This window comes from Crystallibacter permensis (assembly GCF_025960875.1).
Lineage (GTDB): Bacteria > Actinomycetota > Actinomycetes > Actinomycetales > Micrococcaceae > Crystallibacter > Crystallibacter permensis.
The window spans coordinates 45,613-70,952 of sequence record NZ_JAODLR010000004.1 but is presented as its reverse complement, the minus strand read 5'-3'; the positions used below and the strand labels follow the sequence as shown (position 1 = coordinate 70,952).

Genomic DNA, 25,340 nt, shown 5'->3' with positions numbered 1-25,340 from the left:
ACCATGGCATTCGGCCAGCCCAGCATCGAGTACAAGACCAAGGACCAGATCCGCAAAATGCGCAAAGCGGGTCTGGTGGTCAGCCGCGCCCTCGACGCTGCGGTGGCCGCCGCCGTCGTTGGTGCCACCACCAGCGATGTGGACGCAGCCTTCGAAGCCGTGATCAATGAGGCGGGCGCCAAGAGCAACTTCAAGGGCTACCACGGCTTCCCGGCCACCGTCTGCGTTTCGGTGAACGAGGAAGTTGTGCACGGCATCCCCGGCCCCAGGGTGCTCCAGGACGGGGACATCCTTTCCATCGACGGCGGCTGCAGCATCGATGGCTGGCACGGCGACTCCGCGCGGGGCGTCATCGTGGGTACGGCCGATCCCGAAGACCAGCGGCTCTCCGACGTGACCGAGGAAGCCATGTGGCGGGGGATCGCTGCCCTGGCGAACGGCTCGCGCGTCGGCGACATCGGCAACGCCATCGATGACTACGTCAGCAGCGTTGAGGGCAAGCCGCTGGGCATCCTCGAGGACTACGTGGGCCACGGCATCGGCACCGCCATGCACCAGGCGCCGGACGTCCTGAACTACCGCACCGGCCACCGCGGGCCGAAGATCCGTCCGGGCCTGTGCCTGGCTATCGAGCCCATGCTGGTCCGCGGAGACATCGAGACCAAAACCCTGGATGATGACTGGACCGTCGTCACCACCGACGCCTCGCGCTCATGCCAGTGGGAACACACGGTAGCTGTGCACGACAAGGGCATCTGGGTTCTCACCGCCGAAGATGGTGGCACTGCCAAGCTGGCGCCGCTGGGCGTCACACCGGTTCCGCTGGACTGACCGGCCCTCATTTTCAAGCGAACGACGGCGGCCGTTGGCTTGGCCTTCGAGCGTTACGTTCCGCGGGTCTCGCCCGGGATGAAAAAACTTTCATTCCAGGCGAGACCTTTTGCATCCCCGGCACATTAAGTAAGTAGATGGCCCGCAAGGGACCTGATTCCGGCTGAGGAACGAACGGCCTTGGCCCGTCAGGATGCATTGCATGGAGAGAGGGTCATCGAGGGTATGGCCGCGGAGCGGTGGGAGCGAACGGCTCACCGCTCCGTTGGCCGGCCACACCCTTTCCTTCCAATCCACAGGGCTTTAGGAGCCCGGGAAGGGGCTCTTATATGGTGGAATTATGGGCCGCAAAGTACTGAAACAGCGCAAGCATGCCGTCTTCGCGGCAGTGATCACAGCAGGACTGATCGGAATAGGCGCCGTTCCGGCGGTCGCCGCCGCCAGCCCGGCTCCCTCCGGAACCTCGGAGACAACCTCGGCTCAGCAGTCCGCCGGCGCCGAACATTGCTGGTTCCACGCCGCTACCTCCGCGTCCGAATGCTATGGAACTGAAGCCGCATTGGACAGGTCACTGGAGCAGCTGGGTGTGGACCAGCAGGCCGCAACGACTCAGACGGCTGAGCCGGCAGCGGCCACGCAGCGAACCGTCGAACCGGCCGCGGCATCGCCGGCAACAGCAGAGCCCGCGATGGCAACCCAGCCAGCAGCTGAGCCGGCGCCCGTGACCGAGGAGGCGCCGTCGTCGTCGTTGGTTACAGCTGGAATTGTGTACGCGAACGCCGGCTACTCCGGGGCCTCGTACCGGATCCTGAACTACGGGGGCTGCTCCGCGGGAGGCTCGGCCTTCATCAACCTGGCCGATGTCGGCTGGAATGACCGGGTCACGTCCTTCCGCGGCTACAACGGCTGCACGGTGCGGCTGCACGAAAACCGCGACGGCGAAGGGGCGACCTATGGTGACTACCGGTTCTCGAGCTGGGTCGGTTCCTTCAATGACCGGGCTTCGTCGGCCAGTTTCTTCGGCTAGATGGCAGCCGATGACGAGCCGGAGGCCGAAGCGCCGCCGGATGAGTCCGCGCTGCTCCGGCGCTGCGGGCGCAGGGACGAAGACGCGTTCGGTGTGCTCTACGAGCGCCACGCCGACGGTGTGCTGCGGTACCTGGGCCGGATCACCGGCGACGTCGGAGCCGCGGAGGAGCTTGCGCAGGAGACGTTCTTCCTCATGTGGGAGAAGGCGAAGCGGATCAAGTGCATCAACGGCTCTGTGTTCCCGTGGCTTTACACGACAGCGAAATTTCTGGCGGCAAACCATCTGCGCAAAAAGGGTAACCAGCGCATGCTGGATATCGACCGGATGGATATTGGACGGGTCCTCGCCGAGGTCTCGACCGAAGAGAAAGTCATCGCGCAGGACACCCTCAGCCGGGTCCACCGCGCGGTGTCGGCCATGCCCGAAGCCGACCAGCGGATCTTCCTGGTCCACTTCGTCGGCGGCCGCCCGCGCGGCGACATTGCCAAGGAACTCGGCCTGACCAAGGCCGCGGTCAAGAACCGGGTGCTGCGCCTGCGCGCCCGGCTGAAGAACCAGTTTTCGGACGTGCTCACAGCGGAAGAAGGTGAATAGGAATGGACGAACTCCAGGTCAGTAAAGCGCGCGTGCGCTCGGCGCTGAGTGCCCGGATTACGCAGGACATCGCCCGCCGCAAACGACGACGGCGGGTGGTCACTGCCGCGGTCGCCGTGCCGGTGCTGGCCGGCTCCGCCACCGCGGGCTTTGCCATTCTGAACCTCACCGATGACCAAAAGCGCTTCACCGCCATCTGCTACATGGGCTCCACCCCCGATGCCCCGCAGCAGGAGGCCGGCTTTGCCAGCGGCGGCGAGATCGTCGGCACCAATCCGGATGGCAGCGTCATGGTGGACCTGTCCGGCGTGCCGCAGCGGATCGACCCACAGGAACTCTGCGGCGCACTCTGGAGCGAAGCCCCGCTGGAAGGGCAGGACCAGCAGTCGCCCGGAAGCGAGCCGCCGGCCATGGTGACCTGCATCCGGGACGACTGGCGCTACGCCGTCTTCGCCACGCCGGACGGGCTGCCCGCCAACGTCGAGCAGTTCTGCGAAGCCATCGACATGAAGCCCGGCACCATCGACGTCACCAAGCTCTGAGTCAGCGGGCTGCCGTTTCGCTCATTTCGGGCTGCGCAGGCTCTGCTTCGGCGTCGAGCGCTTCGGTGGCACCCTTGCCGGTCAGCAGGAAGAAGCCCGCTGCGGAGATGAGCGCCGCCAACGCCATGGCGATTGCCATGGGGCGGGCATCGTGCTCGCCCGCCAATCCGACGAGCGGCGAAACCGCGGCGCCCAGGATGAACTGGAAAGCGCCGAGGAACGCCGAGCCGGTGCCGGCGTGGTGCCGCGCTTCACCCAAGGCAAGGGCGGTGGCGTTGCCGTAGATGAACCCCAGCGAGCCTTGGAAGACGAAGAGCAGCAGCAGGGTGGGGATCATCGCGACGCCGGTGAACACCACCGTCAGCAGGGCCAGGGTTGCCAGGACGAGGGCGATGACGCCGCCGCCCAGCATCTTGCGGAAGTCCACGCGCCCGGCCAGCTTGGTGGCGATGATCGCGGAGATCATGATGGCCAGGGAATTGAGCCCGAAGACCAGCGAGTACGTCGTGGTGGACAGGCCCAGGATGTTCTGCAGGACAAACGGCGACGCCGAAATGTAGGCGAACATGGCACCGAAGGCGAAACTGAAGGTGACCAGGTACCCCACGTAGTTCCGGTTGGAGAGCACGGTCCTGCCGCTGCGGAGCATGGCCTTGAGGCCGCCGCCCTGGCGTTCGGATGCTGGCAGGGTTTCCTTGATGAAGCACAGCGCGGCGATGAACATCAGGGCAACCAGGAACGCGACCACCCAGAAGACACCACGCCAGCCCAAGCCGGCGATGATGGCGCCTCCGAGCACCGGAGCCAGAACCGGGGCGATGCCAAGGATGATCATCATGACCCCCAGCACCTTGGCGGCCTGGATACCCTTGGCAGAGTCGGAGATGACGGCGCGGGCGAGCACCACGCCGGCGGCGCCGCTCAAGCCCTGGACGAAGCGCGCCGCGATGAGCAGTTCGACGCTGGGCGCAATGGCAGTGCCTAGGCTGGCCAGCAGGCAGATGGCGGTGCCGATCAGCAGTGGCTTCCGCCGCCCCGTGCCGTCGGACAAGGGGCCGATGATTAGCTGGCCGAGTGCCAGCCCAATCAGGAACGTCGTCAGGGTCAGCTGGATGCTGGTGGCCGAGGCCCCCAGATCGCTTGCCATCTGCGGGAAGGCCGGCAGGTACATGTCGGTGGCAAGCGGGCTCACCGCGGTCAGCAGGGCCAGCACGCCGATCACCGCTCCCGTCAGGCGTGGGGCATCGCGTGGGGGAGTAATGGTCATCGCGGGGTTCCTAACCAGGAAGAGAATTGGGTTGGCCTCCAACTTAGTTATATTTTTATATATATGCCAACATGTGGACTAGGATTGGGCTATGTCGTTGCCCACAACCGGCGTTCCCTCCCACGAGTTGGGCTCGCTGCTCCACTCCCTCTCCTGGACCATCCACCGCATTCTTCCCTCGGCCGCTGGCATTGATCCGCTGCCCACCTCCGAGCTGGTGGTGCTCATGCGCATCCACGCGGAACCGGGCCTGACCGTTTCGGAGCTTGCCCTTCAACTGGGCTTGCGCCAGAGTAATGCCAGCGCTGCAGTGAAGGCGCTGGTTGACCGCGGACTGGTTGAGCGGAGAACCAGCCCGATCGACCGCCGGCTGGCCTTGCTGCACCCGAGTGAGAAGGCACAGAAAAACAAGAGGCTCATTGAGGAAGCATGGTCCGGTTCCATCAGCACGGCCCTGCTGAAGCTTCCGGCCGAGCAGGTCCAGGCCATCGTTGGCGCGGCCGAGGCCCTCGCCGCTCTCGAGGAAGAGCTGCGGACAGAACTGGCCAACGCACACTGACCACACGGGTGGCACGGTGAGGAGGATCCAATGAACGACGACGGCGGGCGGCAGTTGGGGGAGGGCGGCTGGACCAAGGTCGTCAGGATCGGGGACACAGTCCGCCGGCCGGTCCGTCCTTTCACTGCCACGGTTCAGCTGTACCTGGCGTACCTGCACGCGCAGGGCTTCGATGCCGCTCCGCTCCCGCTCGGCTACGACGACGCTGGACGGGAAGTCCTCTCCTACGTGCCGGGCGACATCCCGGTGGAACCACTGCCCGCGGAAGCAACCGGTGCAGACATCCTGGTCGAGCTCGCCCGGCTCATCCGCCGGCTGCATGATGCCGCACAAGGATGGTTGCCGCCCGAAGGCGTGGTGTTCGGTAGCCTCCCCGGTATCCATCCGTCAGGCGTTAGGCCACTGTTCGCCGCGCCCGAGCTGGTCTCCCATCAGGACTACTGCCCGGGCAATGTCGTCTTCCGCAACGGCGTTCCGGCGGCCCTGATCGACTTCGACCTGGCCAGGCCAACTACCCGGGTTGCCGACATCGTCAACGCACTCTACTGGTGGGCGCCGCTCCTGCATCAGACAGACCGGGCGCCGGCGCTGGCTGAAGCGGACATTCCCGCACGGGTGCGGTTGTTCGCCGACGCCTACGGCATGAACGCCGAGCAAAGAAGCAGGCTGGTTGACGTCGCCATTCAGCGCAGCCGCAACGCCTCGCTTACCGCCAAAGCTGCCGCCGACGCCGACCCTGTCTTCAAGCGCTGGTGGGACGAAGGCGTGAAGGACCGGATGCCGAGGGCCGAAGCCTGGCTCCGCGACAACGCCGATCTGATCCGGGCCGCCCTCTAGAGTGAAGGCATGACTTCCTCCATCACCGATGTCCCCGGAATCAAGGTCGGCCAGGTCCAGCGGATCGGCGAGGGCTGGTTGTCCGGCGTGACCGTGGTGCTGCCGCCGCCGGGAACCATCGGTTCCGTACACGTGGGCGGGGGAGGCCCGGCCACCCATGAAACCGACGCGCTTGACCCGACCACGCTGGTTCCGACGGTGGACGCGGTTGTCCTCACCGGCGGCAGCGCCTTCGGGCTGATCACCGCCCACGGCGCGCAGCGCTGGCTCGAGGAGCAGGACAGGGGCTTCCGGACCGACGCCGGAGTGGTGCCCATCGTTCCCGCGGCGGCCATTTTCGACCTCGGCCGCGGCGGCGACGCCAAGGCTCGCCCTACCGAGCAGATGGGGTACGACGCCGCCGCTGCAGCAGGTGCCTCTCCAGACTTTGCGCCGGTGCAGCGGGGCAACGCCGGTGCCGGCACCGGCGCCGCTCTGGACTACCAGCGTTACAAAGGGGGAGTGGGCAGCGCTTCGCTGCGGATGAGCGGCGGGAACTCCGAAGTAGTCATCGGTGCGATCGCGGTGGTCAATGCGGCTGGCGCCCCCGTAGGACTCGGCAGGGAACAGGTCTTGCGCGCTGCCCCCGCGCTGCCGCCGCTGCCCGGCCACGCGCCGCTGAACACTACGCTGTGCGTGGTCGCCACCAACGCCGTGCTGGATCCCGCGCAGGTTAAGCGCACTTCGTCGGCCTCGCACGCGGGGCTGGCGCGGGCGCTCAATCCCTCCCACACGCTGGGCGACGGGGACGTGGTCTTCGGTCTGGCCACCGGCGAGAAGCAGTTGGTGCAAGAGGGCCCGGTGACCCCGGTCCTTGAACTGCAGATTTTGGCGGCGGAAGCCGTCCGCCTTGCCATCCTTAACGCCGTGGCGAGTGCCGAGACTGTGGAGACTCCCGCCGTCGTACTTGCAAAGCATCCCGATTTAACTTAAAGCGGCTCGCGGAGTACAGTTATCTGTTGGTTGTCTCTACTTTCGTGCCCGTTCCCGGGCCGGGGGCCGCTCAACGAGCGCATTCCACCGGAAGTCTAGTGGCAAGCAACACCCAAAAACTAGCCCCACGCAAGTGGTGGTTACTGACGTTAGCGGAGGATATGGCTAAGAAAGACGGTGTCATAGAGATTGAAGGCACTGTGCAGGAAGCTCTGCCCAACGCGATGTTCCGCGTTGAGCTGACTAACGGACACGTTGTGCTTGCTCACATCTCGGGAAAGATGCGTCAGCACTACATCAGGATCCTCCCAGAGGACCGTGTTGTAGTGGAACTCAGCCCGTACGACCTCTCACGGGGCCGTATCGTCTACCGCTACAAGTAAAGACTTAGCTCCGCGGGCCACCGCGGTAATAGGTAATTACGCAAGCGACAACTGCAAACGCAAAGGATAACCATGAAGGTCCAGCCGAGCGTCAAGCGGATCTGTGATAAGTGCCAGGTGATTCGTCGCAAGGGCAACGTCATTGTGATCTGCGAGAACCCGCGCCACAAGCAGCGCCAGGGCTAAGCTTCCTGCTTCCAAGCAGGAACTACCCGCGCGTAGTAATTCAATAGGCAGTGCAGCAGGATTTCCTGCACACCCCCGGGCTCGGAGGCCGGGGACCTGGTAACAGGGATGCATTGCTTCAGACCTCCGGATACAACAAGGAGAACCGCCATATGGCTCGTCTCGCTGGCGTAGATATTCCCCGCGAAAAGCGGGTAATTATCGCCCTGACTTACATCTACGGCGTGGGTAGGACCCGTGCAGAGCAGATCGTCGCGGAAACCGGCATCAGCCCGGACACCCGCGTCAAGGACCTCACCGATGCAGAGCTCGTGCAGCTGCGTGATTACATCGAGGGCAACTACAAGGTAGAAGGTGACCTCCGCCGTGAGGTTGCCGCCGACATCCGCCGCAAGGTTGAGATCGGTAGCTACGAAGGTATTCGCCACCGTCGTGGACTGCCCGTTCGCGGTCAGCGCACCAAGACCAACGCTCGCACCCGCAAGGGCCCGAAGCGCACCGTCGCCGGTAAGAAGAAGACTCGCTAAACAGCGGTCTGCTAGCTACCAACCAACTTTGTAGGAGAAATATATGCCCCCCAAGACTCGTGGAGCGGTACGTAAGCCGCGTCGCAAGGACAAAAAGAATATTGCGCTCGGACAGGCGCACATCAAGAGCACCTTCAACAACACCATCGTGTCCATCACGGACCCGAACGGTGCTGTCATCTCGTGGGCTTCGGCCGGCGAGGTTGGCTTCAAGGGTTCGCGTAAGTCCACCCCGTTCGCAGCGCAGATGGCTGCTGAGTCCGCTGCAAAGCGTGCCCAGGAGCATGGCCTGAAGAAGGTCGACGTTTTCGTGAAGGGTCCGGGTTCCGGACGCGAGACCGCAATCCGTTCGCTGCAGGCCGCTGGCCTCGAGGTTGGCTCCATTTCGGATGTCACCCCCAGCGCCCACAACGGTTGCCGTCCCCCGAAGCGCCGCCGCGTCTAACCAGCCGCCTTTTGGTTCCTTCGGCCGCCGTCGGTCCCCATGTATTTGGGAATTACGACGGCGGCTGAAGGTTCCGCTCCCGGCTGTCTAGCCGTTCTTTTCCACCAATTCGTGCTGCGTCATATAGCGGACGCTCGCTGAAAGGAAATCTAAGTGCTCATTGCACAGCGCCCCACCCTTACCGAAGAAGTAGTGGCCGACAACCGCTCACGGTTCGTTATCGAACCGCTTGAGCCGGGCTTTGGCTACACCCTGGGAAACTCTCTTCGCCGCACCCTGCTGTCCTCGATCCCCGGTGCTGCTGTAACCAGCATCCGGATCGACGGTGTGCTGCATGAGTTCACCACCGTTCAGGGTGTGAAGGAAGATGTCACCGAGATCATCCTGAACATCAAGAACCTGGCTGTCTCCTCCGAGCATGACGAGCCCGTGGTCGCCTACCTGCGCAAGCAGGGACCCGGTGTTGTCACCGCTGCGGATATTGCACCGCCGGCCGGCGTGGAATTCCACAACCCGGATCTGCACATCGCCACGCTGAACGAGAAGGGCAAGTTCGAACTCGAACTGACCATCGAACGCGGCCGTGGCTACGTTTCGGCGAGCCAGAACAAGTCCGGCGACTCGGAGATCGGCCGCATTCCGGTTGACTCCATCTACTCGCCGGTCCTGAAGGTTACCTTCAAGGTTGAGGCAACCCGTGTTGAGCAGCGCACCGACTTCGACCGCCTGATTGTCGACGTCGAAACCAAGGATTCCATTGCACCGCGCGACGCCGTCGCCTCTGCCGGAACCACCCTGGTTGAGCTGTTCGGCCTGGCACGCGAGCTGAACACCCAGGCTGAAGGTATCGAAATCGGCCCGAGCCCCACAGATGCCGCCTTGGCAGCTGACATGGCTCTGCCGATCGAGGACCTTGAGCTGACCGTGCGGTCCTATAACTGCCTCAAGCGTGAGGGCATCCACACCGTGGGTGAGCTCGTTGCCCGCTCCGAGGCTGACCTCATGGACATCCGCAACTTCGGTGCGAAGTCCATTGATGAGGTCAAGGCAAAGCTTGTTGAGCTTGGTCTGTCCCTGAAGGATTCCCCTCCAGGATTCGACCTTGCCGCACGTGCCGCAGCCATCGAAGAGGACGAAGAAGCCTTCGGCGAGGACGAACTCTAAATCGCAAGAATTCTGCCGTGATGGTGCTCTGTAGCGCCAAGAGCGGCACCATTTGAGGAGAAAACATAATGCCTACCCCCCCTAAGGGTCCGCGCCTCGGAGGCGGTCCGGCGCACGAGCGACTGATGCTCGCCAACCTGGCCGCTGCTCTGTTCGAGCACAAGCGCATCACCACCACCGTCACCAAGGCAAAGCGTCTGCGTCCGTACGCCGAGCGCCTGGTCACCTTCGCCAAGCGCGGAGACCTGGCCTCGCGCCGTCGCGTGCTGTCCCTGATCAGCAACAAGGGCATCGTCCACGAGCTGTTCACCGACATCGCTACCGCCGTCGAGAACCGTGATGGTGGCTACACCCGCATCACCAAGATCGGCAACCGCAAGGGCGACAACGCTCCCATGGCTGTCATCGAACTGGTCCTGGATCCGGTATCCCCGAAGCAGGCCGTTGTGGCCGAAGCTGAGAAGGCTGCCGCCAAGTCCGCTCCGGCTCCGGTTGAGGAAGAGGCCGTTTCGGCCGAATCCGCATCCTCTGCCTCCGCATCCTCCGCTTCGGCTGAGTCCGCTGACTCACCGGCTTCCGCTCCTTCGGCTCCTTCCGCCGAAGAAGCAGCTGAGGCTCCGGAAGCAGACGAGAAGAAGTAATTCTTCCCCTCTGATTCCGGCTAGCATTTAGAGCATGCATTCCCAGAAGCCCGCTGTCCCGCAACCGGACAGCGGGCTTCTGCGTGTCCGGATGAATTTAGCGTACGACGGCGGTCCGTTCAGCGGGTGGGCAATCCAACCGGGATTGCTGACCGTCCAAGGGGCGGTGCAAGAAGCGCTTGCCACCTTGCTCCGCCGGCCCATCCGGCTGACCGTGGCCGGCCGCACCGACGCCGGCGTCCACGCCCGCGGCCAGGTGGTGCACTTCGATCTGGAACCGGGGGAGTGGGAGTCGCTGGCTCGGGGCAGGACGATCGACCCGTCGGTCTCCCTGCTGCGCAGGCTGCGCGGTGTCATTACCAAGGTCCTTGGTGGCCGGGTCGGGGCGCCCTTGCCGTACCGCGATCTTGCCGGTGCCATCGAAGTGCACACTGCCGAGCTGGCCCCGATCGGGTTCGACGCGCGGTTCTCCGCCCTCTGGCGCCGCTACAGCTACCGCATAGCGGACCGCGCCGAGTCGTGGGATCCGTTGACCCGCAACATTACCCTCTGGCATAAGCATGCCCTCGACGTCGACGCCCTGAATTCCGCGGCGGAGCGCATCCTGGGCGTGAACGACTACTTGTCCTTCTGCAAGCCGCGCCAGTTCTCCACCACCATCCGCGAACTCCAGGACTTCAGCTTCACCCGCAATAATGGCGGCGTAGTGGTCGCCACCGTGCGCGCAGACGCCTTCTGCCACAATATGGTCCGTGCCCTGATCGGCGCCTCGCTGACGGTCGGCGCGGGGGAGGAACGTCCGGACTGGCTGCACGAGCGGCTCGTCGCCAAGGTGCGGGACTCCAAGACGATACTGGCACCACCGCATCCGCTGGTCCTCGAAGAAGTAAAATACCCGGACGATTCCGCCCTCTCCGGCCGCGCCGAACTGACCCGGTCACGGCGCACTGCCGAAGACTGACTTCTCCGCGGGGTGTGGTCCCCACCCAACTCTCCGGCAAGCCCTGCCGACCCTCGCCTTCCCTTGCCAGCCGTCCGCCGCGATGGCAGACTCTGGTGGACCGGGGATGATGCCTGTCGTGGTGGTGTCGTTCCACTCTCGACGCATCAGGTAACGGCTCCAGGAGGCTGCAATGAAGATACTCCATCAGGTAGTGGAAACTGTGGAAGGCCTCGAATTCCTGGACAAGATTGCTGAACCGTATGCCGCTGTAGTCGGCAAGGTAGTGAAACCGCGTTTCCTGCGGAACTTGCTCAGCGGCACGTATGTGGGCCACCCGCTGCACCCCGTGTTGACGGATCTGCCCATCGGTGCCTGGAGCATGGCGGCCCTTCTCGATATTGTCGGCAGCGAGGCCACCGAGCCCGCCGCGGACCTGCTGGTCGTAGCCGGCATTGTTTTGGCTGTTCCCACCGCGGCTTCCGGCGCGAACGACTGGTCCGATACTCAAGGCAAGGAGCGCCGGCTCGGCCTGGTGCATGCCCTTGCGAATTCCACCGCTGTCAGCCTGTACACGGCATCGCTCATTGCCCGCAAACGGGGTAACCGCGGCGTTGGTAAGGCTCTCGGGCTCGCGGGCTTCGGAGTCCTGATGGCTGGCGGCTACCTCGGCGGCCATTTGGCATACTCCAAGGGCGTCAACGTCAACCGCACCGCCTGGCGCGAAGGGCCAGCCGAATGGCAAGCAGTCCTCGCCGAGGCCGAACTGGCCGAGGGCAATCTGCGAAAGGTAGAGCTGGATGGCGTGTCCGTGGTGCTGTACCGCGACGGCGGGCAGATCCATGCTCTCGACAGTGTGTGCAGTCACATGGGCGGGCCGCTGGAAGAGGGAACTGTCAGCGAAGGCTGTGTGACGTGCCCCTGGCATGGCAGCACCTTCCGCCTTTCAGATGGCGGCATTGTCCGCGGCCCGGCGAGCAATCCGCAGCCGGTCTACGAAGCCCGCGTTACCGACGGCGGGATCGAAGTCCGCCGCTCACCCGACTCCTGAAACCAGCGGCACCAGCAGTGTCGCCGCAATCATAGAAGGGCCAAAGGGGATCTCGGACTTCCTGTTCAACACCCGTCCCAGCATCAGCAGAAGGATCGCCACCGCGTTCAGGACGAATGCGCCGACCAGTACCAGCAGCCAGGCGTTCAAGCCAATGTAGCCCGCATAAAGCCCGACGACGGCGGCAAGCTTTACATCGCCCATGCCGATCCCGCCCGGCTTGATCAGCGCCATGATCAGGTAGACGGCGAACATGGCCGCCCCGCCCAGCAAGCCGCCAAGGAGCTGCAACCAAGCGCCGCTTATCAGGCTAGCGATTGCGAGCAGAGCGAGTGCACCGAGCAGGAATGGCAGGACCAGTCGATTCGGCAGCAACTTGTGCCTGGCATCAATCGTGCCGAGCAGCACACCCATCACCGCAAGGTAGAAGAACGCTGGCAGCACGGGACCGACGCCGAACATCCAAGTCAGCAGCCCGCACACCAATCCGGTCAGCATAGCCAGCGGCACACGCCAGCTAACTGGCAGCGACGTGCGTTCCTCCCGCTGAGCCATTGGAAAGACGAGCCAGCCAACCACCAATCCTGCAGCTACGGCGGCAGCAATAAGGACGATGTTCACCGTTGGAGCCTAATGCCCCTGGTCACTGACCACTGAACGTGGCGATAGTGTTGATCACCGCGGGTCCCAGAATAGCGATGAAGAGGACCGGAAAGATGAAGAACAGCAGGGGGAAGAGGACCATGACAGGGAGCTTCATGGCCTTCTCCTCTGCCCGTTGGCGCCGCTTTACTCGCATGACTTTGGCTTGGATCCGAAGGACGCCGCTAAGCGCAATTCCGTAGGCGTCAGCCTGGACAATGGCTTTCACGAAACTTCTAAGTTCCGGGACATTGGTCCTCTCTGCTAGCGCAAGGTAGGATTCTCGCCGGCTTCTGCCTACTTGCATATCCTGCAGCGTTCGTACGAGCTCCTCAGCCAATGGCCCCTTCCCATTGGCACCGGCGCGCGCCATGGCCGCTTCGAAACCAAGGCCTGCTTCCACAGAGATGAGCATCTGGTCCAACGTATTGGCCAGTTCCAGTTGCAGGGCCTTTTGACGTTCCTGGCCTTTGCTATAGAGCATCAGGTCGGGAATGAAATAGCCGAGCGCTGTCAGGAACATCCCTAGCAGGACCATGGTCGAGGCAGGGTTGGCTCTGATCATCACAAATGCCAGGAACATACCGAGGAGACCCAGCGCCGGCTTCGCCGCGAGGAGCCGGTTCAAGGGCATCGTTGCCGGCCGGCCGGCTAGGGCGAGCAAACGGTCCAGCTTCTTGGCATATCCGGCAGGCGTGAGCCGCTCGCCGAGCTGATACAAAAACCCTAGATCCCTAGGAGTCGCTCCACCCGTCGTATCAAAGCCCCGCGCAAGATTGGCACGGATGGCTTTCAACCCTTTTTTATCCTGCGCTAGGAGAGTCCATGCGATAAACCCCGTTGAACCGGAGACCAGCAATCCTCCAAACATCACAAGTAGATTCATATCAGGCCGTCGTCAGAACTTTAAGTCGATGATTTTGCGCAGCCACAGACCACCTATGACCATGAGGACAATAGACACGCCAATCATTACCCAGCCGAGCGGTTCAGTGTACAGGACGCCGATGTAGCCCGGATTCACCACACTCAGCATGACGACAATGCCGATCGGAAGGGCCATCAAAATGTATGCGGAGAACTTGCCCTCCGCAGCCAATGCCTTGATCTGTCCCTTGATCTCGCTCCGTTCCCGAATCGTCTCGCTTACCTGGTCCAGCACTTCGGCCAGATCTCCTCCGACCTCCCTGTTGATCTGGATGGCCTGGGAGATCCACATGAAGTCCTCGCTGGTCATACGCGTCGAGGTGTCACTCAAGGACTGGAGGAGGTCTTTGCCAAGGCTTGTCTCGGTGACGATGCGACGCATCTCCTCCGATGTGGGACTGTCAGCTTCAGTGGCAGCGGCGTCGATGGCACGGAGGATGCTGTGTCCTGCCCGCAATCCGCCTGTCAGCAGCTGCAGTGTATCTCCGAGCTGGGCATCGAACTTTGTTCGTCGCTGGTTGATAAGCATCACCAAAACAAAGTGGCCAGCAAATGGCGCCAGCAGGGCAATCAGGAGCCCGAGCCCGATGCCTCCAAGGAGCAGACCTACAAGGCCTGCGACTACAGAGCCTGATATGACGAGGATGATGTAGTCGGCTTGGCTGAGCCTGAGGCCCGCTAGTTCAAGAAGCTCCCGGCGGTAGAGCCGAGTGGGGCGCCGAGCGAGCTGTAGTTCAATGAAGCGGACAGCAGATCCGGCAAAGCGGGACAACTGCGAGGTAGATTCTTCTTCGAACGGACGACGACGGTCCCTCGGAATAGTGACGCTCTGTGGTTGCAGAGCGAAGATCAGGAGGAGTATGGCGCCGAGGATCAACACGGTGCCGATGATCAATAGCACACCCATCGTCAATGCCGGCCTGCCGGGTTCATGGTCTGCCCGAAAACCGCCGGTGAGACTGTGATTCCCATGTCCTCGAAGCGTTCGATGAAGCGGGGTCTTATGCCGGTCGGAACGGGCTTGCCGAGGAATCGGCCGTCGCTGCCCACGCCAGCAGAATAGTCGAACACGAAAGCGTCCTGAAGGGTCACCACGTCGCCTTCCATTCCCTGGACTTCGGTGACATGGGTGATCCGACGGCTGCCGTCGCGTAGGCGGGCAATCTGGATAATCAGATCCACAGCGGAGGCGATCTGCTCCCGTATGGCGCGCAATGGCAGGTCCATACCAGCCATCAGAACAAGCGTTTCCAAGCGGGCGACTGCATCACGCGGCGAATTCGAGTGCACGGTCGAGAGAGAGCCATCGTGGCCGGTATTCATTGCTTGGAGCATGTCCAACGACTCTCCGCCACGGACCTCGCCGACCACAATGCGGTCGGGACGCATACGGAGGGAGTTGCGCAGCAGATCGCGGATGGTGACCGCGCCCTTGCCTTCCGTGTTCGGCGGCCGGCTCTCCAACCGGACCACATGCTGCTGCTGTATCTGCAATTCCACCGCGTCTTCGATGGTGACGATTCGATCGGTTCCCGGTAAAAACGACGAAAGGACGTTCAACAATGTGGTCTTACCTGTTCCGGTACCGCCGGAGACGATAATGTTGAGCTTGGCCTTGACGCAAGCGTCGAGTAGTTCTGCCATCTCCGGCGTCATCGTGCCGTAGCTGATCAGGTTCTGAACAGTCAGGGGAACCTTACTGAACTTTCGGATCGTCAGCGAGGACCCGTTCACGGCAAGTGGTGGGATGACTGCATTCACGCGTGATCCGTCTTCCAGGCGCGCATCAACCAGAGGGGAGGACTCGTCGATGCGGCGGCCCACTTTGGATACGATGCGTTCGATGACCTTTCGCAGGTGTTCCTCCGAGCTGAACCGGCCGTCCGTCAAGGTCACGAGTCCTTTGCGTTCCACATAGATCTGGTCCATACGGTTCACCATTATTTCGGTGACACTCGGATCATCGAGGAATCGCTGCAATGGACCGTAGCCCATCACGTCGTCCGCGACATCCCGGATCAGGCGCCTGCGTTCCTCCGGCGAGAGGGGGACCTGCTCTTCGTCAATAATCTGTCCGAGTTCTTCGCGGGCGGCAGCGCGCAGGTCCTCCTCAGTTAGTGTGGAGTCATTGAAACGGGCACCCATTCGGTCAAACAACGCGTTCGCTGCCCTGTGCTTGAGCCCGGCGAGTGCGTCGGTTGGTACCGCGGTAACCTCAACCGGTTTGGAAACCGGAACCGGTGCGAGTTGGACGGCTTCCTCGAGCGCCACGGGAACCTGCGGTTCCTGCCCTAGCACAGAAGTCTCTGCGGGCGATTGCTGCTGACGCGCAGCGTTCATACGTTCCGACAGTCTCACTGGACTACCGCCCTCCTATGCAGCTTGCGGCGCTTTTCTCGCAACTGCGGATCAAACCGCTGCACCAGAGCTTTCAGGTTTTTTGTCGCAGGATCCTTCACCTCATCTTGCAATATGGGAATGCCTCGGTTTGTCGAGTAGGACAATGCCTTGGACCGTGGAATAGCGACATCAATGGGAGCTGCGAGACTCGCTTCGATGTCCTGAACGCTCAAACCGGACTTGGCATCCGCGAAATTCAGAACCACATGACGAGTTTCCGGAATCAGATCGAGCTGTCGGAGCGCGTCGAGTCCGGTCCGTAGGCTCCTGACACTTGAGACGTCCATCCCCGCAACCCAGACGGCGTCGGTGCACTGTTCCAGCGCGGCCAGCGTGTGCTCATTCAATCCCGGCCCGGTATCCACCACCACGTACTTGAACTGCGCGGTCAGCTGCTGCAGGACGTGGGTCACCTGATCCGCGCTAATCAGGTCGGCCATTACCGGTTCCAGAGGCGCGCACAATGCATAGATATTTGCCGGATGCACTGTCAGGAATGCCTTGAGTACCATGGAGTCCTGGCTCGCAGAATTTGAAACTGCATCCGTCATGGTGTGTTCGGGATCCAGATAAAGGGCGGAAGCAACGTCACCGAACTGTAGATCGAGATCGACGACGACGACATTCATCGGCGCTAATTTGCCCAGTCCAACCGCTAGATTGGTGGCCACGGTTGTTTTACCCACTCCGCCCTTTGGAGAAAAGACTCCGATAACAAGCCCTTGTTCGCTTGAAGGTGTCGCTCCCGGAAACATCTTGAGGTACTTGCTGGCGAAAACCTGGCTTGCCCGCTCCAGCAGGATCCGGATCGACGGGATGTCGGCCAGCGGGCTGATGACATCGCGGACGCCGGCACGCATCGCCTGGAGAACGAGTTCAGGAGTGGCTTCGGCAACCAAGACAACACTCAGCCCCGGGAACTGGACGTCCATCACGGTCGCCAGGCGCAATGCATCCTCTGTTGCAAGGCCGGGACCTAGGACTATCACTTCGGGCCGGTTGCCCATGATCAAAGAGAGCAACTCGTGGGCCTCACCTATTACGCTATCCGGGCTGATCGTCGCCATTTCTCCTGGTAGGCCGCCGGCCAGAGCTAGCCTAAGTTTTTGCTCGAATGAGGCATTCGAATCGATGAGGAGGAAGCGGCTCATCGGTAGACCTCGGACTTGTCGACGACGATCGGGGCCGACTCTTCGGCTTCGGCAGGCTCTTTCGTCAGCCAGATGGTCCCGTACTCGGCACTGAATACTATCTTCGTGGCATCTACATCGTCGCACGCGAGTGTAACCAACATTGCTCCTGAAGGAAACGCTGTTGCTGAATCATCTCCTTCTACTGCAGCTTCAGCTCGCTGGACTCCTGTAACCAAAACCTTGTGAAAGACCATCTTCGTCGTTGAGCCCTCTTCAGAGTCAATAGGCGTTTCTGATTTACCGGTGTCGGCTTCAGAAGTGACACCGTCAAAAGAGACGAAAAACCCTACGGTGTCTCCCGCACTGATCTTGCCGCCAACAATCCTTTGAGGTTCGAGCTGAATCGTAATTTCTTGCAAACCTTCCGGAACAGGAGCGCTTCCCGGGATAATAAGTTCCTTAGGATCAACAAGTCTGGAGGATAGGAGTTGTTCGCCGGCCTCAAGATTCACGGCAGTCACCTTTCCAGATTGATCCGAGAGGTCTCCTAGAGCTTGCGCCGAAATGGCGGACGAGGGTAGTGGCTGTACTTCCACAAAAGACGCAAGGTCTTTCACCGGTGTGCCTGCAGGTATATGCTCCTGGACGATTAACACGTTGGAGGGTTCAAGTCCGTGTTGTGCACGGGTATCAGCGTTCTGCACGTAAGTAGCAATTAGGATTGCTCCCGTGACAGCGAGCAACAGCGCAACCAGGCCCGCGAGCATGCGTGATTTCAATTTCCGTTCCTCAATCTAATGCTCATTTAGACAGCCTGACTGTTGTTCCGCCGAAGTCTGACGCTACGGGGTCTAGGCTGAGGCCTTCTTCCAAGCTGACAAAGCGGGTGAAATAGCCTTCTATACCGCGGCAGTTTCCGGTACAGCTGGTTAGACCGCCATTAAGCGCAGGTGTCCCGCTGAAACGGAAGCCTGTAATTTGGAATGCTGCGAAGCCAGCCAGTGTATAGGTAGCGGGCCCACCGGTGCCTGACGCGTTGTCAAAAAGCGGCACCAAGAACGGTTCCTTCATGAGCGAACTCAGGGCAGACATACAGGGTGAGGGAAAATTGACGCCGGGATTACTGCCAGCTTCGCCTGCGCTGATGTTAATGAGAGCGGAACACCCCCCGCCGTCCAGATCCAACCAACCAAAACCGCCCGGGGTGTAGCCGTTCTGGGCCGCGCAACCTGGATACGAGGGCGTATTCTCGTCATAGCGCAGCAGCACGCGGGTCGCACTCGGATTGCCCGTGAAGGATCCGGTTGAATCCAATTCCGAGCGCTGGGAACTGGAAAGAAAAGATCTGAAGACGCATTCGCTGATGGTCCAAGGGAGGCTGACAGCCTCCTTGGGGCTCCCCCAGGTCACTTCCGCGGAAGCTCTAACCTGCAAGAGATCAATGTCAAAAACTCGCGCGAAATAGGTGGACATTCCCAGAGGAGATGATGCCGATTCCCGTGTATCGACGTCCACGCGCACCGTTTTTGAGCCCGTGAATCTTGTGTCCGGGTGTGGATGTCCGGTATTCGAATTCGCAGTCGACAGAGATTGGGCCGTTGCGTCTTTAGTGCTGATACAGGGCAAGCCGCTTGCGCAGTCTTGTGCGATGGCAAGAGCAGAGGCATCCGCGGCGTTCTGGAGTTGGGCCTTCTGCGCATAGGCAGCGCCGACGTCGACAACAATAGCTGCAAATCCCAGAAGGACGACCATGGCGAAAGCGACAACCACGGCGGCGGCTCCGCGCTCACGTTTTGGCGGCCTTTTTCTGAATAAACCTATGCTCCCTAGCCACCGCATCTCATCACACCCTTGCCTATAAGAGCTAAATCGGGAATGAAGCCAGTCACTGAGGAGTGTGTGTATTCGATTGTGACAGTGACGTCGCCCGAAACGCATGTATTAGGGACGACAATGACTTGTCCTGGGCTCAGGGTCACCATTGGAGCTGCCGTATCTACCGCAGTCTGCTGTGCTTCTGCTTTGACGTCGTTTATGGCCATTTCGCGTACTGCTTCACGCGCGGAATGAGTTATCGTTGTCTGCGAGTTAAAGGCAAAACCGAATTCAACAATGCCTAGAACCAAAGCAACCAAGATCGGCGCCAATAACGCCATTTCGACGGCGATGGCACCTTGTTCTCCCGATTTCCGCATTTCATGGGCCTCGCTCATATCCGACATTCGCTAGCGCCTAGTGCTGTGTGGAGGACACTGTGATTCCTCCACACAGCAGGGCTGGTCGAGGCTGCCTACAATGGCCGCCACGTAGATTTGGATAAGCCGTGGCTACGGAGTGACAGTGCCGCCCAGTTTGGTGACAATGGCGGTAAAGTCGGTGTTCAACTCGGTACCGAGGGTAGCTACGGCGGCAATGATGACTACGGCGATAAGCGCAACCATGATGCCGTATTCGACGGCAGTCGCACCCTTTTCTTCGCGGGTAAAGCGGGTGGTCACGAAAGTGTGCAGAGCGGCGTAAATAGCAAGCATTGAAATTCAACTCCTGGAATACAACGACCAAAAGGCCATTGGATGGATATGGACCAACGGCAGGAGGTTATGCAGAAATGCCCCCAACTTTTCGAGATGGGAAGTCTCGAAGGAGTTGATTAGTTGCCCCCAACCAAGAACATAAAAGCACATATTTGAAGGTTTCACCAGTCCGTTATGAAACTGTTATTTGAATCTCATCACTTTTTGGCTTGCGCCGTGCATAGGCAGCCGGCGGAGGACATCACGAAGGGGCGACCTCTCACGCGGACGCGCAGCGCCGTACCGCCGACGAAGAGGCTTTATTCGGCGTCGAGGTCAGTTTCTAGACAATATGAAGGGGGCGGGGCTCCGTAAGTGGGGTCGGCTCCCCGGCCCGTCCGGTCGGCCATTATCGCCGGGCGGTCCCGCCGTGCCAGCTCCACCGGGGCCTGTCACCGGGTCTTGAGGGGCGGCGCGCGGGGCCTGTATCCCGGCGGCGATGTCCTCTATCCGGACGAACCGGTATGGGCTGGGGCCTCGGCTTCAAAACAGTCGTGGGTCGCCCGGTTACGCAGCACCTGTTCCCCTCATCGGGGCGGCAGGTGTGGACTGGTAGAGCCACATTTGAAGATCAGGAGGTCCCAGCTATGTTCGAGAGTACCTCAGTCGGACTGGATGTCCATGCCCGCAGCGTTGCCGCCTGCGCCCTGGATTCCGAGACCGGCGAAATCATCCGCCAGACCCTCGCGCCGGACGGCGTCACCGCCTGGCTGGAACAGTTGCCCGGCACGTACGAAGCCGGCCCGACCGGCTTCTGGCTGGCACGTACCCTCGCCGCCGCGGGTATCGACTGCCAGGTTGCCGCACCCTCACGGCTGCTGCGCGCACCGGGAGACCGGATTAAAACCGATAAACGCGACGCCTTGTCACTGGCAAGGATGCTCCGCCTCGGCGAGATCGTATCTGTCAGGGTCCCCACCCCGGGGCAGGAAGCTGCCCGGGACCTCTCCCGCGCCCACGCCGTCGCGGTGAAGGACCTGACCCACGCCCGCCAGCGGATCAACGCAATGCTGCTGCGCCAAGGCATCGTCTACCCGGAGGACTCGCATTGGACCCGTGAGCATACCGCGTGGCTGGGCCGGCAACGCTTCGAACAGCCGGCCGCCCAGGCCGTGTTCGTGTCCCAACTCGAGGCCGAACTGCTCGCCGTGCAGCGGCGCAAGAGTCTGGACAAGCTCGTCGCGCGACGTCACCAGGGCGAGTACGACGTCGGGATCCAAAGTTGCAGCGTCGGTCGGGGCAAGATCTTCGGCCATCAGGATGAAGGGGCGTGTCCGAGTCTGGAATGCCCGGAGCGGGGACGCCCTGCAGTTGGCCACGATCAGGGCGCGGACGTCGAGGACGTCGGTCGCGCGTTCGGCCATGTAGCCACCCAGACTGTGCAGCATCTCGGTGACGGACGTGCCGGCTTCCGACAATGGCACGCTCGGCAGAGCTGCCCGCGTTGATGGGCTTGGCGGCCGATTTCAGCAGCATGGTGTCTTTGGTGTCGAGGCGCTCGCCGGTAGGCGGCTTGCTGACTGGTTGGCATCTGGCGGACGGTGTCGATGATGTGGCCGGGGAGAGTGGCCCCAAGCCTCGCAATTTCTGCGCAGGGATATGTCGAGGCCTGAAAAACCTTGTGATTCACTTCATATAGCGGTGCTATAGGTGCTAGGGTAGCGGCTATGGGTGTCGATGACCAGCTTCCGGCTAAAACCCGGTTGCTTCGGGCGGCTGCGGAGCTTTTGGCGAGTTCGCAGGGCTCTGCGGTTTCTACCCGGCAGATCACCAAGCTGGCCGGCGTTACGGCGCCTACGCTCTATCACCACTTCGGCACCAAGGAAGGCCTTTTCGACGCCGTCGTTGCTGGCGGGTTCGAGGAGTATGTGGCGCGGGAGCGTAAATTTGCACCGACAGGAGATCCTCTGGAGGACATCCGGCGGATGTGGGACAACCACGTCCAGTTCGGCCTGAGCCAGCCGCACCTCTACCTGGTGATGTTCGGCAACATTCGGCCCGAGAGCCGTCCGGCACTTGTGGCCGATGCCGAGGCACTCATGGAGGAGATGCTCAACAAGGCGGCGATCGCGGGCAAGCTCAATGTGCCGCCCCGCGAGGCCGCAAGGAGCATCCTCGCGGCCAACGTGGGCGTGACCCTCATGCTCATCTCGGAACCCGCGGAGGAGCGGAACCTGGAGCTATCCACCATGACCCGGGACTCCATGATCTTCGCTATCTCGGCCGACCAGGCCAATGCGGCTGCAGCGGAAGACTCCGGCAAGTCCTCCGTCGTAGTTGCAGCCATCGCCCTGAATGCGGCCCTCCAGGCCTCGCATTCGGACCAACTATCCGGCTCGGAATTGAGGCTCTTCCTCGAATGGCTCCACAGAATATCGAGCAGCTCGTCATGAGCTCACTCCTTCGACAGGTATCGGCTGATCCCGCATCGCTGCGGGACTCACGTTAGGAATTCACATGGCAACAGAGACCGCTGCGAAGCCCAAAACAAGCTTGCGCGTGGGTGTCCAGAAATTCGGCACCTTCCTCTCCGGCATGATCATGCCCAACATCGGGGCCTTCATCGCCTGGGGCATCATCACGGCCCTCTTCATCCCGGACGGGTTCCTGCCCAACGAAACACTGGCCGCACTGGTCGGGCCGATGATCTCCTTCCTGCTGCCGCTGCTCATCGGCTACACCGGCGGCCGTATGATCCATGGCGTCCGCGGCGGCGTGGTGGGTGCTGCGGCCACCATGGGTGTCATTGTTGGAACCGATATCCCGATGTTCATCGGCGCGATGATCATGGGGCCGCTAACGGCCTGGATCATGAAGAAGCTGGACAAGGTCTGGGAAGGCCGGGTCAAGCCGGGCTTCGAGATGCTGATCGACAACTTCTCCGCCGGCATTCTGGCCTCCATCATGGCCATTGTCGGCATGCTGGTGATTGGCCCGGTGGTGACGGTTTTCAGCAACGCTGCTGCCGCCGTCGTCGAATTCCTGGTTAATAACGGCCTCTTGCCGCTGACCAGCATCCTCATCGAACCTGCCAAGGTGCTGTTCCTCAACAACGCCATCAACCACGGCATCCTGACCCCGCTCGCCACCGAACAAGCGCTCGCCGAAGGCAAGTCCATCCTGTTCCTGCTCGAGGCCAACCCCGGCCCGGGCGTGGGCATCCTGCTCGCGTACATGGTCTTCGGCAAGGGGCTGGCCCGCGCGTCGGCGCCCGGTGCCGCGCTGATCCAGTTTGTCGGCGGTATCCACGAGATCTACTTCCCATACGTCCTGATGAAGCCGATCATCATTCTCGCTGCCATCGCCGGCGGCATGACCGGCATCTTCACCCTGGTGCTCACCGGTGCCGGCCTGCGTTCGCCCGCCGCTCCCGGCAGTATCCTCGCTGTCTATGCGGCCGCGGCGAGCGATAGCTACTTTGGCGTGACACTGTCCGTGGTGCTCGCGGCGGCCGTTTCCTTCCTGATCGCATCCGTCATCCTCAAGGCCAGCAAGACCACGGACGTGGACGGTCTTGGCGAGGCAACCGCAAAGATGGAAGGTCTCAAGGGCAAGAAGAGCTCGGTCGCTTCCACCCTGGGCGGGGGTACCGGGGACACCGCAGTCCTGGCCGGTCCCGTCCGGAACATTGTCTTCGCGTGCGACGCCGGCATGGGCTCCAGCGCGATGGGCGCCTCGGTGCTCCGCAACAAGATCAAGGCGGCCGGCTTCCCGGACGTGAAGGTCACCAACTCGGCCATCGCCAACCTGAGCGACACGTACGACGTCGTCGTGACGCACCAGGACCTCACCGAGCGTGCCCGCCCGGTGACCTCGAGCGCGGTGCACGTCTCCGTGGACAACTTCATGAACAGTCCGCGGTACGACGAAATCGTGGAACTGGTCAAGGACAGCGCTGAAGGTTCCAGTGGCGTGCCCGCCGCCGAAGCTGCAGCCGAAGAGCTGACCGCAGATGGAGTTGCCGCGGCAGGTTCCGATCCTGCCGGTGTGGCCGCAGCTCCAGCCGCCGAGGTTGGTTCGGGGGCACATGCCGCTGAACCGGCCACTGGCAGGGGCGTCCTGTTGGAGGAGAGCATTGTTCTTACCGGAACCGCCACGGACCGCGACTCCGCGATCGATGAGGCAGGCCAGCTCCTGCTGGACCGCGGCGCCGTCGATATGAGCTACGTGCACTCGATGCATGAGCGCGAGGAATCCGTCTCCACCTACATGGGCAGTTTGCTAGCCATCCCGCACGGCACCAACGCGGCCAAGGACCACATCATGCACTCCGCGGTCTCGCTGGTTCGCTACCCGGAAGGTATCGACTGGAACGGCAAGCAGGTCAAATTCGTGGTCGGCATCGCCGGCGTCAACAACGAGCACCTCCAGATCCTGGCCTCTATCGCCAAGATCTTCACGAACAAGGCGCAGGTGGCACAGCTCGAGCAGGCCACCACGGTGGAGGAAGTCATGGAACTCTTCGGAAAGGTGAACGCATAGTGAAGGCAGTGCACTTTGGAGCCGGCAACATTGGCCGCGGCTTCGTGGGGCTGCTGCTCCACGAAGCCGGATATGAAGTAGTGTTCGCCGACGTGGCGGACGCCCTGATCGATCAGCTCGCCGCGGCATCCTCGTACGACGTCCACCAAGTGGGGGAGACCCCTTCGGTCAAGACCGTGGACAACTTCCGTGCGCTGAACTCCGGCAAACAGGAAGCCGACGTCGTCGCGGAAATAACGACGGCGGACGTGGTCACCACCGCTGTGGGGCCGCATATCCTCAAGTTCGTGGCCCCGGTCATCGCGCGCGGGCTGGCCGGACGCGGACCGGAGCTGCCGCCGTTGCAGGTCATGGCCTGCGAGAACGCGATCAACGCCACGGACATCCTCCGCGGGGAGATCGAGTCAGTCTGGGACGCCTCGGCGGGGGAGCTGTCCGACGTGGCGGTGTTCGCCAACACCGCCGTGGACCGGATTGTGCCGAACCAGGCGGAGGGCCAGGGCCTGGACGTGACAGTAGAGACGTTCTTCGAGTGGGTCATCGAGCGCGCGCCCTTCGGTGCGGCCACGCCGGAAATCCCGGGCGCCACGTTCGTGGACGAGCTGGGACCGTATATCGAGCGGAAGCTGTTCACGGTCAACACCGGCCATGCCTCCGCCGCCTACTTCGGCTACGCGGCGGGAATCGAGAAGATCTCCGACGCTATGGCGGACGCAACCGTGGCGGCAAAGGTGCGCGCGGTGCTGGACGAGACCAAGCAGCTGCTGGTCTCAAAGCATAATTTCGCCGAGGCCGAGCAGGAAGCCTACGTGCAGAAGATCCTCTCTCGCTTCACCAACCCGTACCTCCCGGACACGGTGAACCGGGTGGGCCGGGCCCCGCTGCGCAAGCTGAGCCGGCACGAGCGCTTCGTCGGCCCGGCGGCCGAACTCGCTGAGCGCGGTGTTGTGCCCGTGGCACTGCTCGAGGCGATGGCGGCTGCGCTGCGTTTCGACGACGCTGCGGATACGGAAGCCAAGGAGCTGGCGCGGATCCTGTCCGGCTCCGAATCTGCCGAAGCCACGGAACTGATCACGGGCCTGGCGGCCGAGCACCCGCTTTTCCCGCAGGTGCAGAAGCTGATCGAAGCCCGCCAGGCCGAGATATAGCCCGCAACCAAGGAGTTCTGGCCAGCGATAGTCGCGCTCACAGGCACGGAGATTCTGCACGTGGGC

General features: G+C 62.1%; 28 protein-coding genes and 2 pseudogenes. 19 read left to right on the top strand and 11 right to left on the bottom strand.

Annotation, left to right across the window (positions count from 1 at the left end; translation table 11 throughout):
* Window positions 1-3 precede the first annotated feature (3 nt).
* The 4 genes from map (at window position 4) to B0G38_RS06135 (ending at window position 2,997) form a co-directional block, all read left to right on the top strand.
* Window positions 4-831 carry a type I methionyl aminopeptidase gene (gene map / locus B0G38_RS06150; RefSeq protein WP_264668629.1) on the top strand — a complete coding sequence of 276 codons (828 nt, stop codon included), beginning with the start codon at window positions 4-6 and terminating at the stop codon, window positions 829-831.
* Between the two features lie 340 nt (window positions 832-1,171).
* Window positions 1,172-1,858, top strand: a complete 687-nt coding sequence (locus B0G38_RS06145) for a hypothetical protein (RefSeq protein ID WP_264668628.1) — start codon at window positions 1,172-1,174, stop codon at window positions 1,856-1,858.
* A complete protein-coding gene (locus B0G38_RS06140) occupies window positions 1,859-2,455 on the top strand; it encodes an RNA polymerase sigma factor (protein WP_264668627.1) in 597 nt (198 codons plus the stop codon).
* Window positions 2,456-2,457: 2 nt separating this feature from the next.
* The gene (locus tag B0G38_RS06135; RefSeq protein WP_264668626.1) at window positions 2,458-2,997 is read left to right on the top strand and encodes a hypothetical protein; all 540 of its coding nucleotides are present in this window, start codon (window positions 2,458-2,460) and stop codon (window positions 2,995-2,997) included.
* A 1-nt stretch (window position 2,998) separates the two neighbouring features.
* On the opposite strand, the gene B0G38_RS06130 is transcribed toward B0G38_RS06135, so the two are convergent.
* Window positions 2,999-4,264: a multidrug effflux MFS transporter gene (locus tag B0G38_RS06130; protein WP_264668625.1), complete on the bottom strand. Its 1,266-nt coding sequence runs from the start codon at window positions 4,262-4,264 to the stop codon at window positions 2,999-3,001.
* A 91-nt stretch (window positions 4,265-4,355) separates the two neighbouring features.
* Here B0G38_RS06130 and B0G38_RS06125 point away from each other — a divergent pair, with 91 nt between their 5' ends.
* The 11 genes from B0G38_RS06125 to B0G38_RS06075 all read left to right on the top strand — a co-directional run bounded on the left by B0G38_RS06125 (window position 4,356) and on the right by B0G38_RS06075 (window position 11,969).
* Window positions 4,356-4,823: a MarR family winged helix-turn-helix transcriptional regulator gene (locus B0G38_RS06125; RefSeq protein WP_264668624.1), complete on the top strand. Its 468-nt coding sequence runs from the start codon at window positions 4,356-4,358 to the stop codon at window positions 4,821-4,823.
* 30 nt (window positions 4,824-4,853) lie between these two features.
* Window positions 4,854-5,660: a phosphotransferase gene (locus B0G38_RS06120; RefSeq protein ID WP_264668623.1), complete on the top strand. Its 807-nt coding sequence runs from the start codon at window positions 4,854-4,856 to the stop codon at window positions 5,658-5,660.
* Between the two features lie 9 nt (window positions 5,661-5,669).
* The gene (locus B0G38_RS06115) at window positions 5,670-6,632 is read left to right on the top strand and encodes a P1 family peptidase (protein ID WP_264668622.1); all 963 of its coding nucleotides are present in this window, start codon (window positions 5,670-5,672) and stop codon (window positions 6,630-6,632) included.
* A 161-nt stretch (window positions 6,633-6,793) separates the two neighbouring features.
* Window positions 6,794-7,015 (top strand): translation initiation factor IF-1, encoded by a 222-nt coding sequence (infA, locus tag B0G38_RS06110; protein ID WP_005267757.1) that lies wholly within the window; start codon window positions 6,794-6,796, stop codon window positions 7,013-7,015.
* Between the two features lie 72 nt (window positions 7,016-7,087).
* Entirely contained in the window at window positions 7,088-7,201 is a 114-nt protein-coding gene (rpmJ, locus tag B0G38_RS06105) for a 50S ribosomal protein L36 (protein ID WP_005267758.1), read from the top strand.
* A 152-nt stretch (window positions 7,202-7,353) separates the two neighbouring features.
* Entirely contained in the window at window positions 7,354-7,728 is a 375-nt protein-coding gene (rpsM, locus tag B0G38_RS06100; RefSeq protein WP_264668621.1) for a 30S ribosomal protein S13, read from the top strand.
* Between the two features lie 43 nt (window positions 7,729-7,771).
* A complete protein-coding gene (gene rpsK / locus B0G38_RS06095; protein WP_074701315.1) occupies window positions 7,772-8,173 on the top strand; it encodes a 30S ribosomal protein S11 in 402 nt (133 codons plus the stop codon).
* A gap of 153 nt (window positions 8,174-8,326) precedes the next feature.
* Window positions 8,327-9,337 (top strand): DNA-directed RNA polymerase subunit alpha, encoded by a 1,011-nt coding sequence (locus B0G38_RS06090; RefSeq protein ID WP_074701316.1) that lies wholly within the window; start codon window positions 8,327-8,329, stop codon window positions 9,335-9,337.
* Between the two features lie 68 nt (window positions 9,338-9,405).
* Window positions 9,406-9,978 carry a 50S ribosomal protein L17 gene (gene rplQ, locus B0G38_RS06085; protein ID WP_264668620.1) on the top strand — a complete coding sequence of 191 codons (573 nt, stop codon included), beginning with the start codon at window positions 9,406-9,408 and terminating at the stop codon, window positions 9,976-9,978.
* Window positions 9,979-10,012: 34 nt separating this feature from the next.
* Complete coding sequence (locus tag B0G38_RS06080) at window positions 10,013-10,939, top strand: tRNA pseudouridine synthase A (RefSeq protein WP_264668619.1); 927 nt, start codon at window positions 10,013-10,015, stop codon at window positions 10,937-10,939.
* A gap of 172 nt (window positions 10,940-11,111) precedes the next feature.
* Complete coding sequence (locus B0G38_RS06075; protein WP_264668618.1) at window positions 11,112-11,969, top strand: Rieske (2Fe-2S) protein; 858 nt, start codon at window positions 11,112-11,114, stop codon at window positions 11,967-11,969.
* Here B0G38_RS06075 and B0G38_RS06070 read toward each other — a convergent pair.
* The 9 genes from B0G38_RS06070 to B0G38_RS06030 form a co-directional block, all read right to left on the bottom strand.
* On the bottom strand, window positions 11,955-12,590 hold the full coding sequence (locus B0G38_RS06070; RefSeq protein ID WP_264668617.1) for a prepilin peptidase: 636 nt from the start codon (window positions 12,588-12,590) through the stop codon (window positions 11,955-11,957). The genes B0G38_RS06075 and B0G38_RS06070 overlap by 15 nt on opposite strands.
* A 22-nt stretch (window positions 12,591-12,612) precedes the next feature.
* Window positions 12,613-13,497 (bottom strand): type II secretion system F family protein, encoded by an 885-nt coding sequence (locus B0G38_RS06065; protein ID WP_264668616.1) that lies wholly within the window; start codon window positions 13,495-13,497, stop codon window positions 12,613-12,615.
* Window positions 13,498-13,509: 12 nt separating this feature from the next.
* Window positions 13,510-14,439, bottom strand: a complete 930-nt coding sequence (locus tag B0G38_RS06060; RefSeq protein ID WP_264668615.1) for a type II secretion system F family protein — start codon at window positions 14,437-14,439, stop codon at window positions 13,510-13,512.
* Window positions 14,440-14,447: 8 nt separating this feature from the next.
* Window positions 14,448-15,896 (bottom strand): CpaF family protein, encoded by a 1,449-nt coding sequence (locus B0G38_RS06055; protein WP_264668614.1) that lies wholly within the window; start codon window positions 15,894-15,896, stop codon window positions 14,448-14,450.
* The gene (locus B0G38_RS06050) at window positions 15,893-17,089 is read right to left on the bottom strand and encodes an AAA family ATPase (RefSeq protein ID WP_264668613.1); all 1,197 of its coding nucleotides are present in this window, start codon (window positions 17,087-17,089) and stop codon (window positions 15,893-15,895) included. The genes B0G38_RS06055 and B0G38_RS06050 overlap by 4 nt, the downstream gene beginning before the upstream one ends.
* The gene (gene cpaB / locus B0G38_RS06045; protein WP_264668612.1) at window positions 17,086-17,850 is read right to left on the bottom strand and encodes a Flp pilus assembly protein CpaB; all 765 of its coding nucleotides are present in this window, start codon (window positions 17,848-17,850) and stop codon (window positions 17,086-17,088) included. The genes B0G38_RS06050 and cpaB overlap by 4 nt, the downstream gene beginning before the upstream one ends.
* Before the next feature lie 22 nt (window positions 17,851-17,872).
* Window positions 17,873-18,841: a Tad domain-containing protein gene (locus B0G38_RS06040; RefSeq protein WP_264668611.1), complete on the bottom strand. Its 969-nt coding sequence runs from the start codon at window positions 18,839-18,841 to the stop codon at window positions 17,873-17,875.
* 56 nt (window positions 18,842-18,897) lie between these two features.
* On the bottom strand, window positions 18,898-19,293 hold the full coding sequence (locus B0G38_RS06035) for a TadE/TadG family type IV pilus assembly protein (protein WP_264668610.1): 396 nt from the start codon (window positions 19,291-19,293) through the stop codon (window positions 18,898-18,900).
* Between the two features lie 105 nt (window positions 19,294-19,398).
* The gene (locus B0G38_RS06030; protein ID WP_264668609.1) at window positions 19,399-19,602 is read right to left on the bottom strand and encodes a Flp family type IVb pilin; all 204 of its coding nucleotides are present in this window, start codon (window positions 19,600-19,602) and stop codon (window positions 19,399-19,401) included.
* Between the two features lie 506 nt (window positions 19,603-20,108).
* On the opposite strand from B0G38_RS06030, the pseudogene B0G38_RS23320 reads away from it, so the two are divergent.
* Window positions 20,109-20,648 (top strand): annotated as a pseudogene (locus tag B0G38_RS23320) (IS110 family transposase); the annotation flags it as partial.
* Window positions 20,649-20,828: 180 nt separating this feature from the next.
* Here the strand turns inward: B0G38_RS23320 and B0G38_RS23315 are convergent.
* Window positions 20,829-21,175, bottom strand: a pseudogene (locus B0G38_RS23315) (phosphoenolpyruvate--protein phosphotransferase); the annotation flags it as partial.
* Window positions 21,176-21,311: 136 nt separating this feature from the next.
* Here B0G38_RS23315 and B0G38_RS06020 point away from each other — a divergent pair.
* The 3 genes from B0G38_RS06020 (at window position 21,312) to B0G38_RS06010 (ending at window position 25,274) form a co-directional block, all read left to right on the top strand.
* Window positions 21,312-22,037: a TetR/AcrR family transcriptional regulator gene (locus B0G38_RS06020; RefSeq protein ID WP_264668607.1), complete on the top strand. Its 726-nt coding sequence runs from the start codon at window positions 21,312-21,314 to the stop codon at window positions 22,035-22,037.
* A 64-nt stretch (window positions 22,038-22,101) separates the two neighbouring features.
* Complete coding sequence (locus B0G38_RS06015) at window positions 22,102-24,126, top strand: PTS mannitol transporter subunit IICBA (RefSeq protein WP_264668606.1); 2,025 nt, start codon at window positions 22,102-22,104, stop codon at window positions 24,124-24,126.
* Complete coding sequence (locus tag B0G38_RS06010) at window positions 24,126-25,274, top strand: mannitol-1-phosphate 5-dehydrogenase (RefSeq protein ID WP_264668605.1); 1,149 nt, start codon at window positions 24,126-24,128, stop codon at window positions 25,272-25,274. The genes B0G38_RS06015 and B0G38_RS06010 overlap by 1 nt, the downstream gene beginning before the upstream one ends.
* Window positions 25,275-25,340: the final 66 nt, after the last annotated feature.

Bases quoted from the DNA above. Each gene is read 5' to 3' on its own strand.
- map (WP_264668629.1), top strand. From the start codon at position 4: ATGGCATTCGGCCAGCCCAGCATCGAGTACAAGACCAAGGACCAGATC.
- B0G38_RS06145 (WP_264668628.1), top strand. From the start codon at position 1,172: ATGGGCCGCAAAGTACTGAAACAGCGCAAGCATGCCGTCTTCGCGGCA.
- B0G38_RS06140 (WP_264668627.1), top strand. From the start codon at position 1,859: ATGGCAGCCGATGACGAGCCGGAGGCCGAAGCGCCGCCGGATGAGTCC.
- B0G38_RS06135 (WP_264668626.1), top strand. From the start codon at position 2,458: ATGGACGAACTCCAGGTCAGTAAAGCGCGCGTGCGCTCGGCGCTGAGT.
- B0G38_RS06130 (WP_264668625.1), bottom strand. From the start codon at position 4,264: ATGACCATTACTCCCCCACGCGATGCCCCACGCCTGACGGGAGCGGTG.
- B0G38_RS06125 (WP_264668624.1), top strand. From the start codon at position 4,356: ATGTCGTTGCCCACAACCGGCGTTCCCTCCCACGAGTTGGGCTCGCTG.
- B0G38_RS06120 (WP_264668623.1), top strand. From the start codon at position 4,854: ATGAACGACGACGGCGGGCGGCAGTTGGGGGAGGGCGGCTGGACCAAG.
- B0G38_RS06115 (WP_264668622.1), top strand. From the start codon at position 5,670: ATGACTTCCTCCATCACCGATGTCCCCGGAATCAAGGTCGGCCAGGTC.
- infA (WP_005267757.1), top strand. From the start codon at position 6,794: ATGGCTAAGAAAGACGGTGTCATAGAGATTGAAGGCACTGTGCAGGAA.
- rpmJ (WP_005267758.1), top strand. From the start codon at position 7,088: ATGAAGGTCCAGCCGAGCGTCAAGCGGATCTGTGATAAGTGCCAGGTG.
- rpsM (WP_264668621.1), top strand. From the start codon at position 7,354: ATGGCTCGTCTCGCTGGCGTAGATATTCCCCGCGAAAAGCGGGTAATT.
- rpsK (WP_074701315.1), top strand. From the start codon at position 7,772: ATGCCCCCCAAGACTCGTGGAGCGGTACGTAAGCCGCGTCGCAAGGAC.
- rplQ (WP_264668620.1), top strand. From the start codon at position 9,406: ATGCCTACCCCCCCTAAGGGTCCGCGCCTCGGAGGCGGTCCGGCGCAC.
- B0G38_RS06080 (WP_264668619.1), top strand. From the start codon at position 10,013: ATGCATTCCCAGAAGCCCGCTGTCCCGCAACCGGACAGCGGGCTTCTG.
- B0G38_RS06075 (WP_264668618.1), top strand. From the start codon at position 11,112: ATGAAGATACTCCATCAGGTAGTGGAAACTGTGGAAGGCCTCGAATTC.
- B0G38_RS06065 (WP_264668616.1), bottom strand. From the start codon at position 13,497: ATGAATCTACTTGTGATGTTTGGAGGATTGCTGGTCTCCGGTTCAACG.
- B0G38_RS06050 (WP_264668613.1), bottom strand. From the start codon at position 17,089: ATGAGCCGCTTCCTCCTCATCGATTCGAATGCCTCATTCGAGCAAAAA.
- B0G38_RS06035 (WP_264668610.1), bottom strand. From the start codon at position 19,293: ATGTCGGATATGAGCGAGGCCCATGAAATGCGGAAATCGGGAGAACAA.
- B0G38_RS06030 (WP_264668609.1), bottom strand. From the start codon at position 19,602: ATGCTTGCTATTTACGCCGCTCTGCACACTTTCGTGACCACCCGCTTT.
- B0G38_RS06020 (WP_264668607.1), top strand. From the start codon at position 21,312: ATGGGTGTCGATGACCAGCTTCCGGCTAAAACCCGGTTGCTTCGGGCG.
- B0G38_RS06015 (WP_264668606.1), top strand. From the start codon at position 22,102: ATGGCAACAGAGACCGCTGCGAAGCCCAAAACAAGCTTGCGCGTGGGT.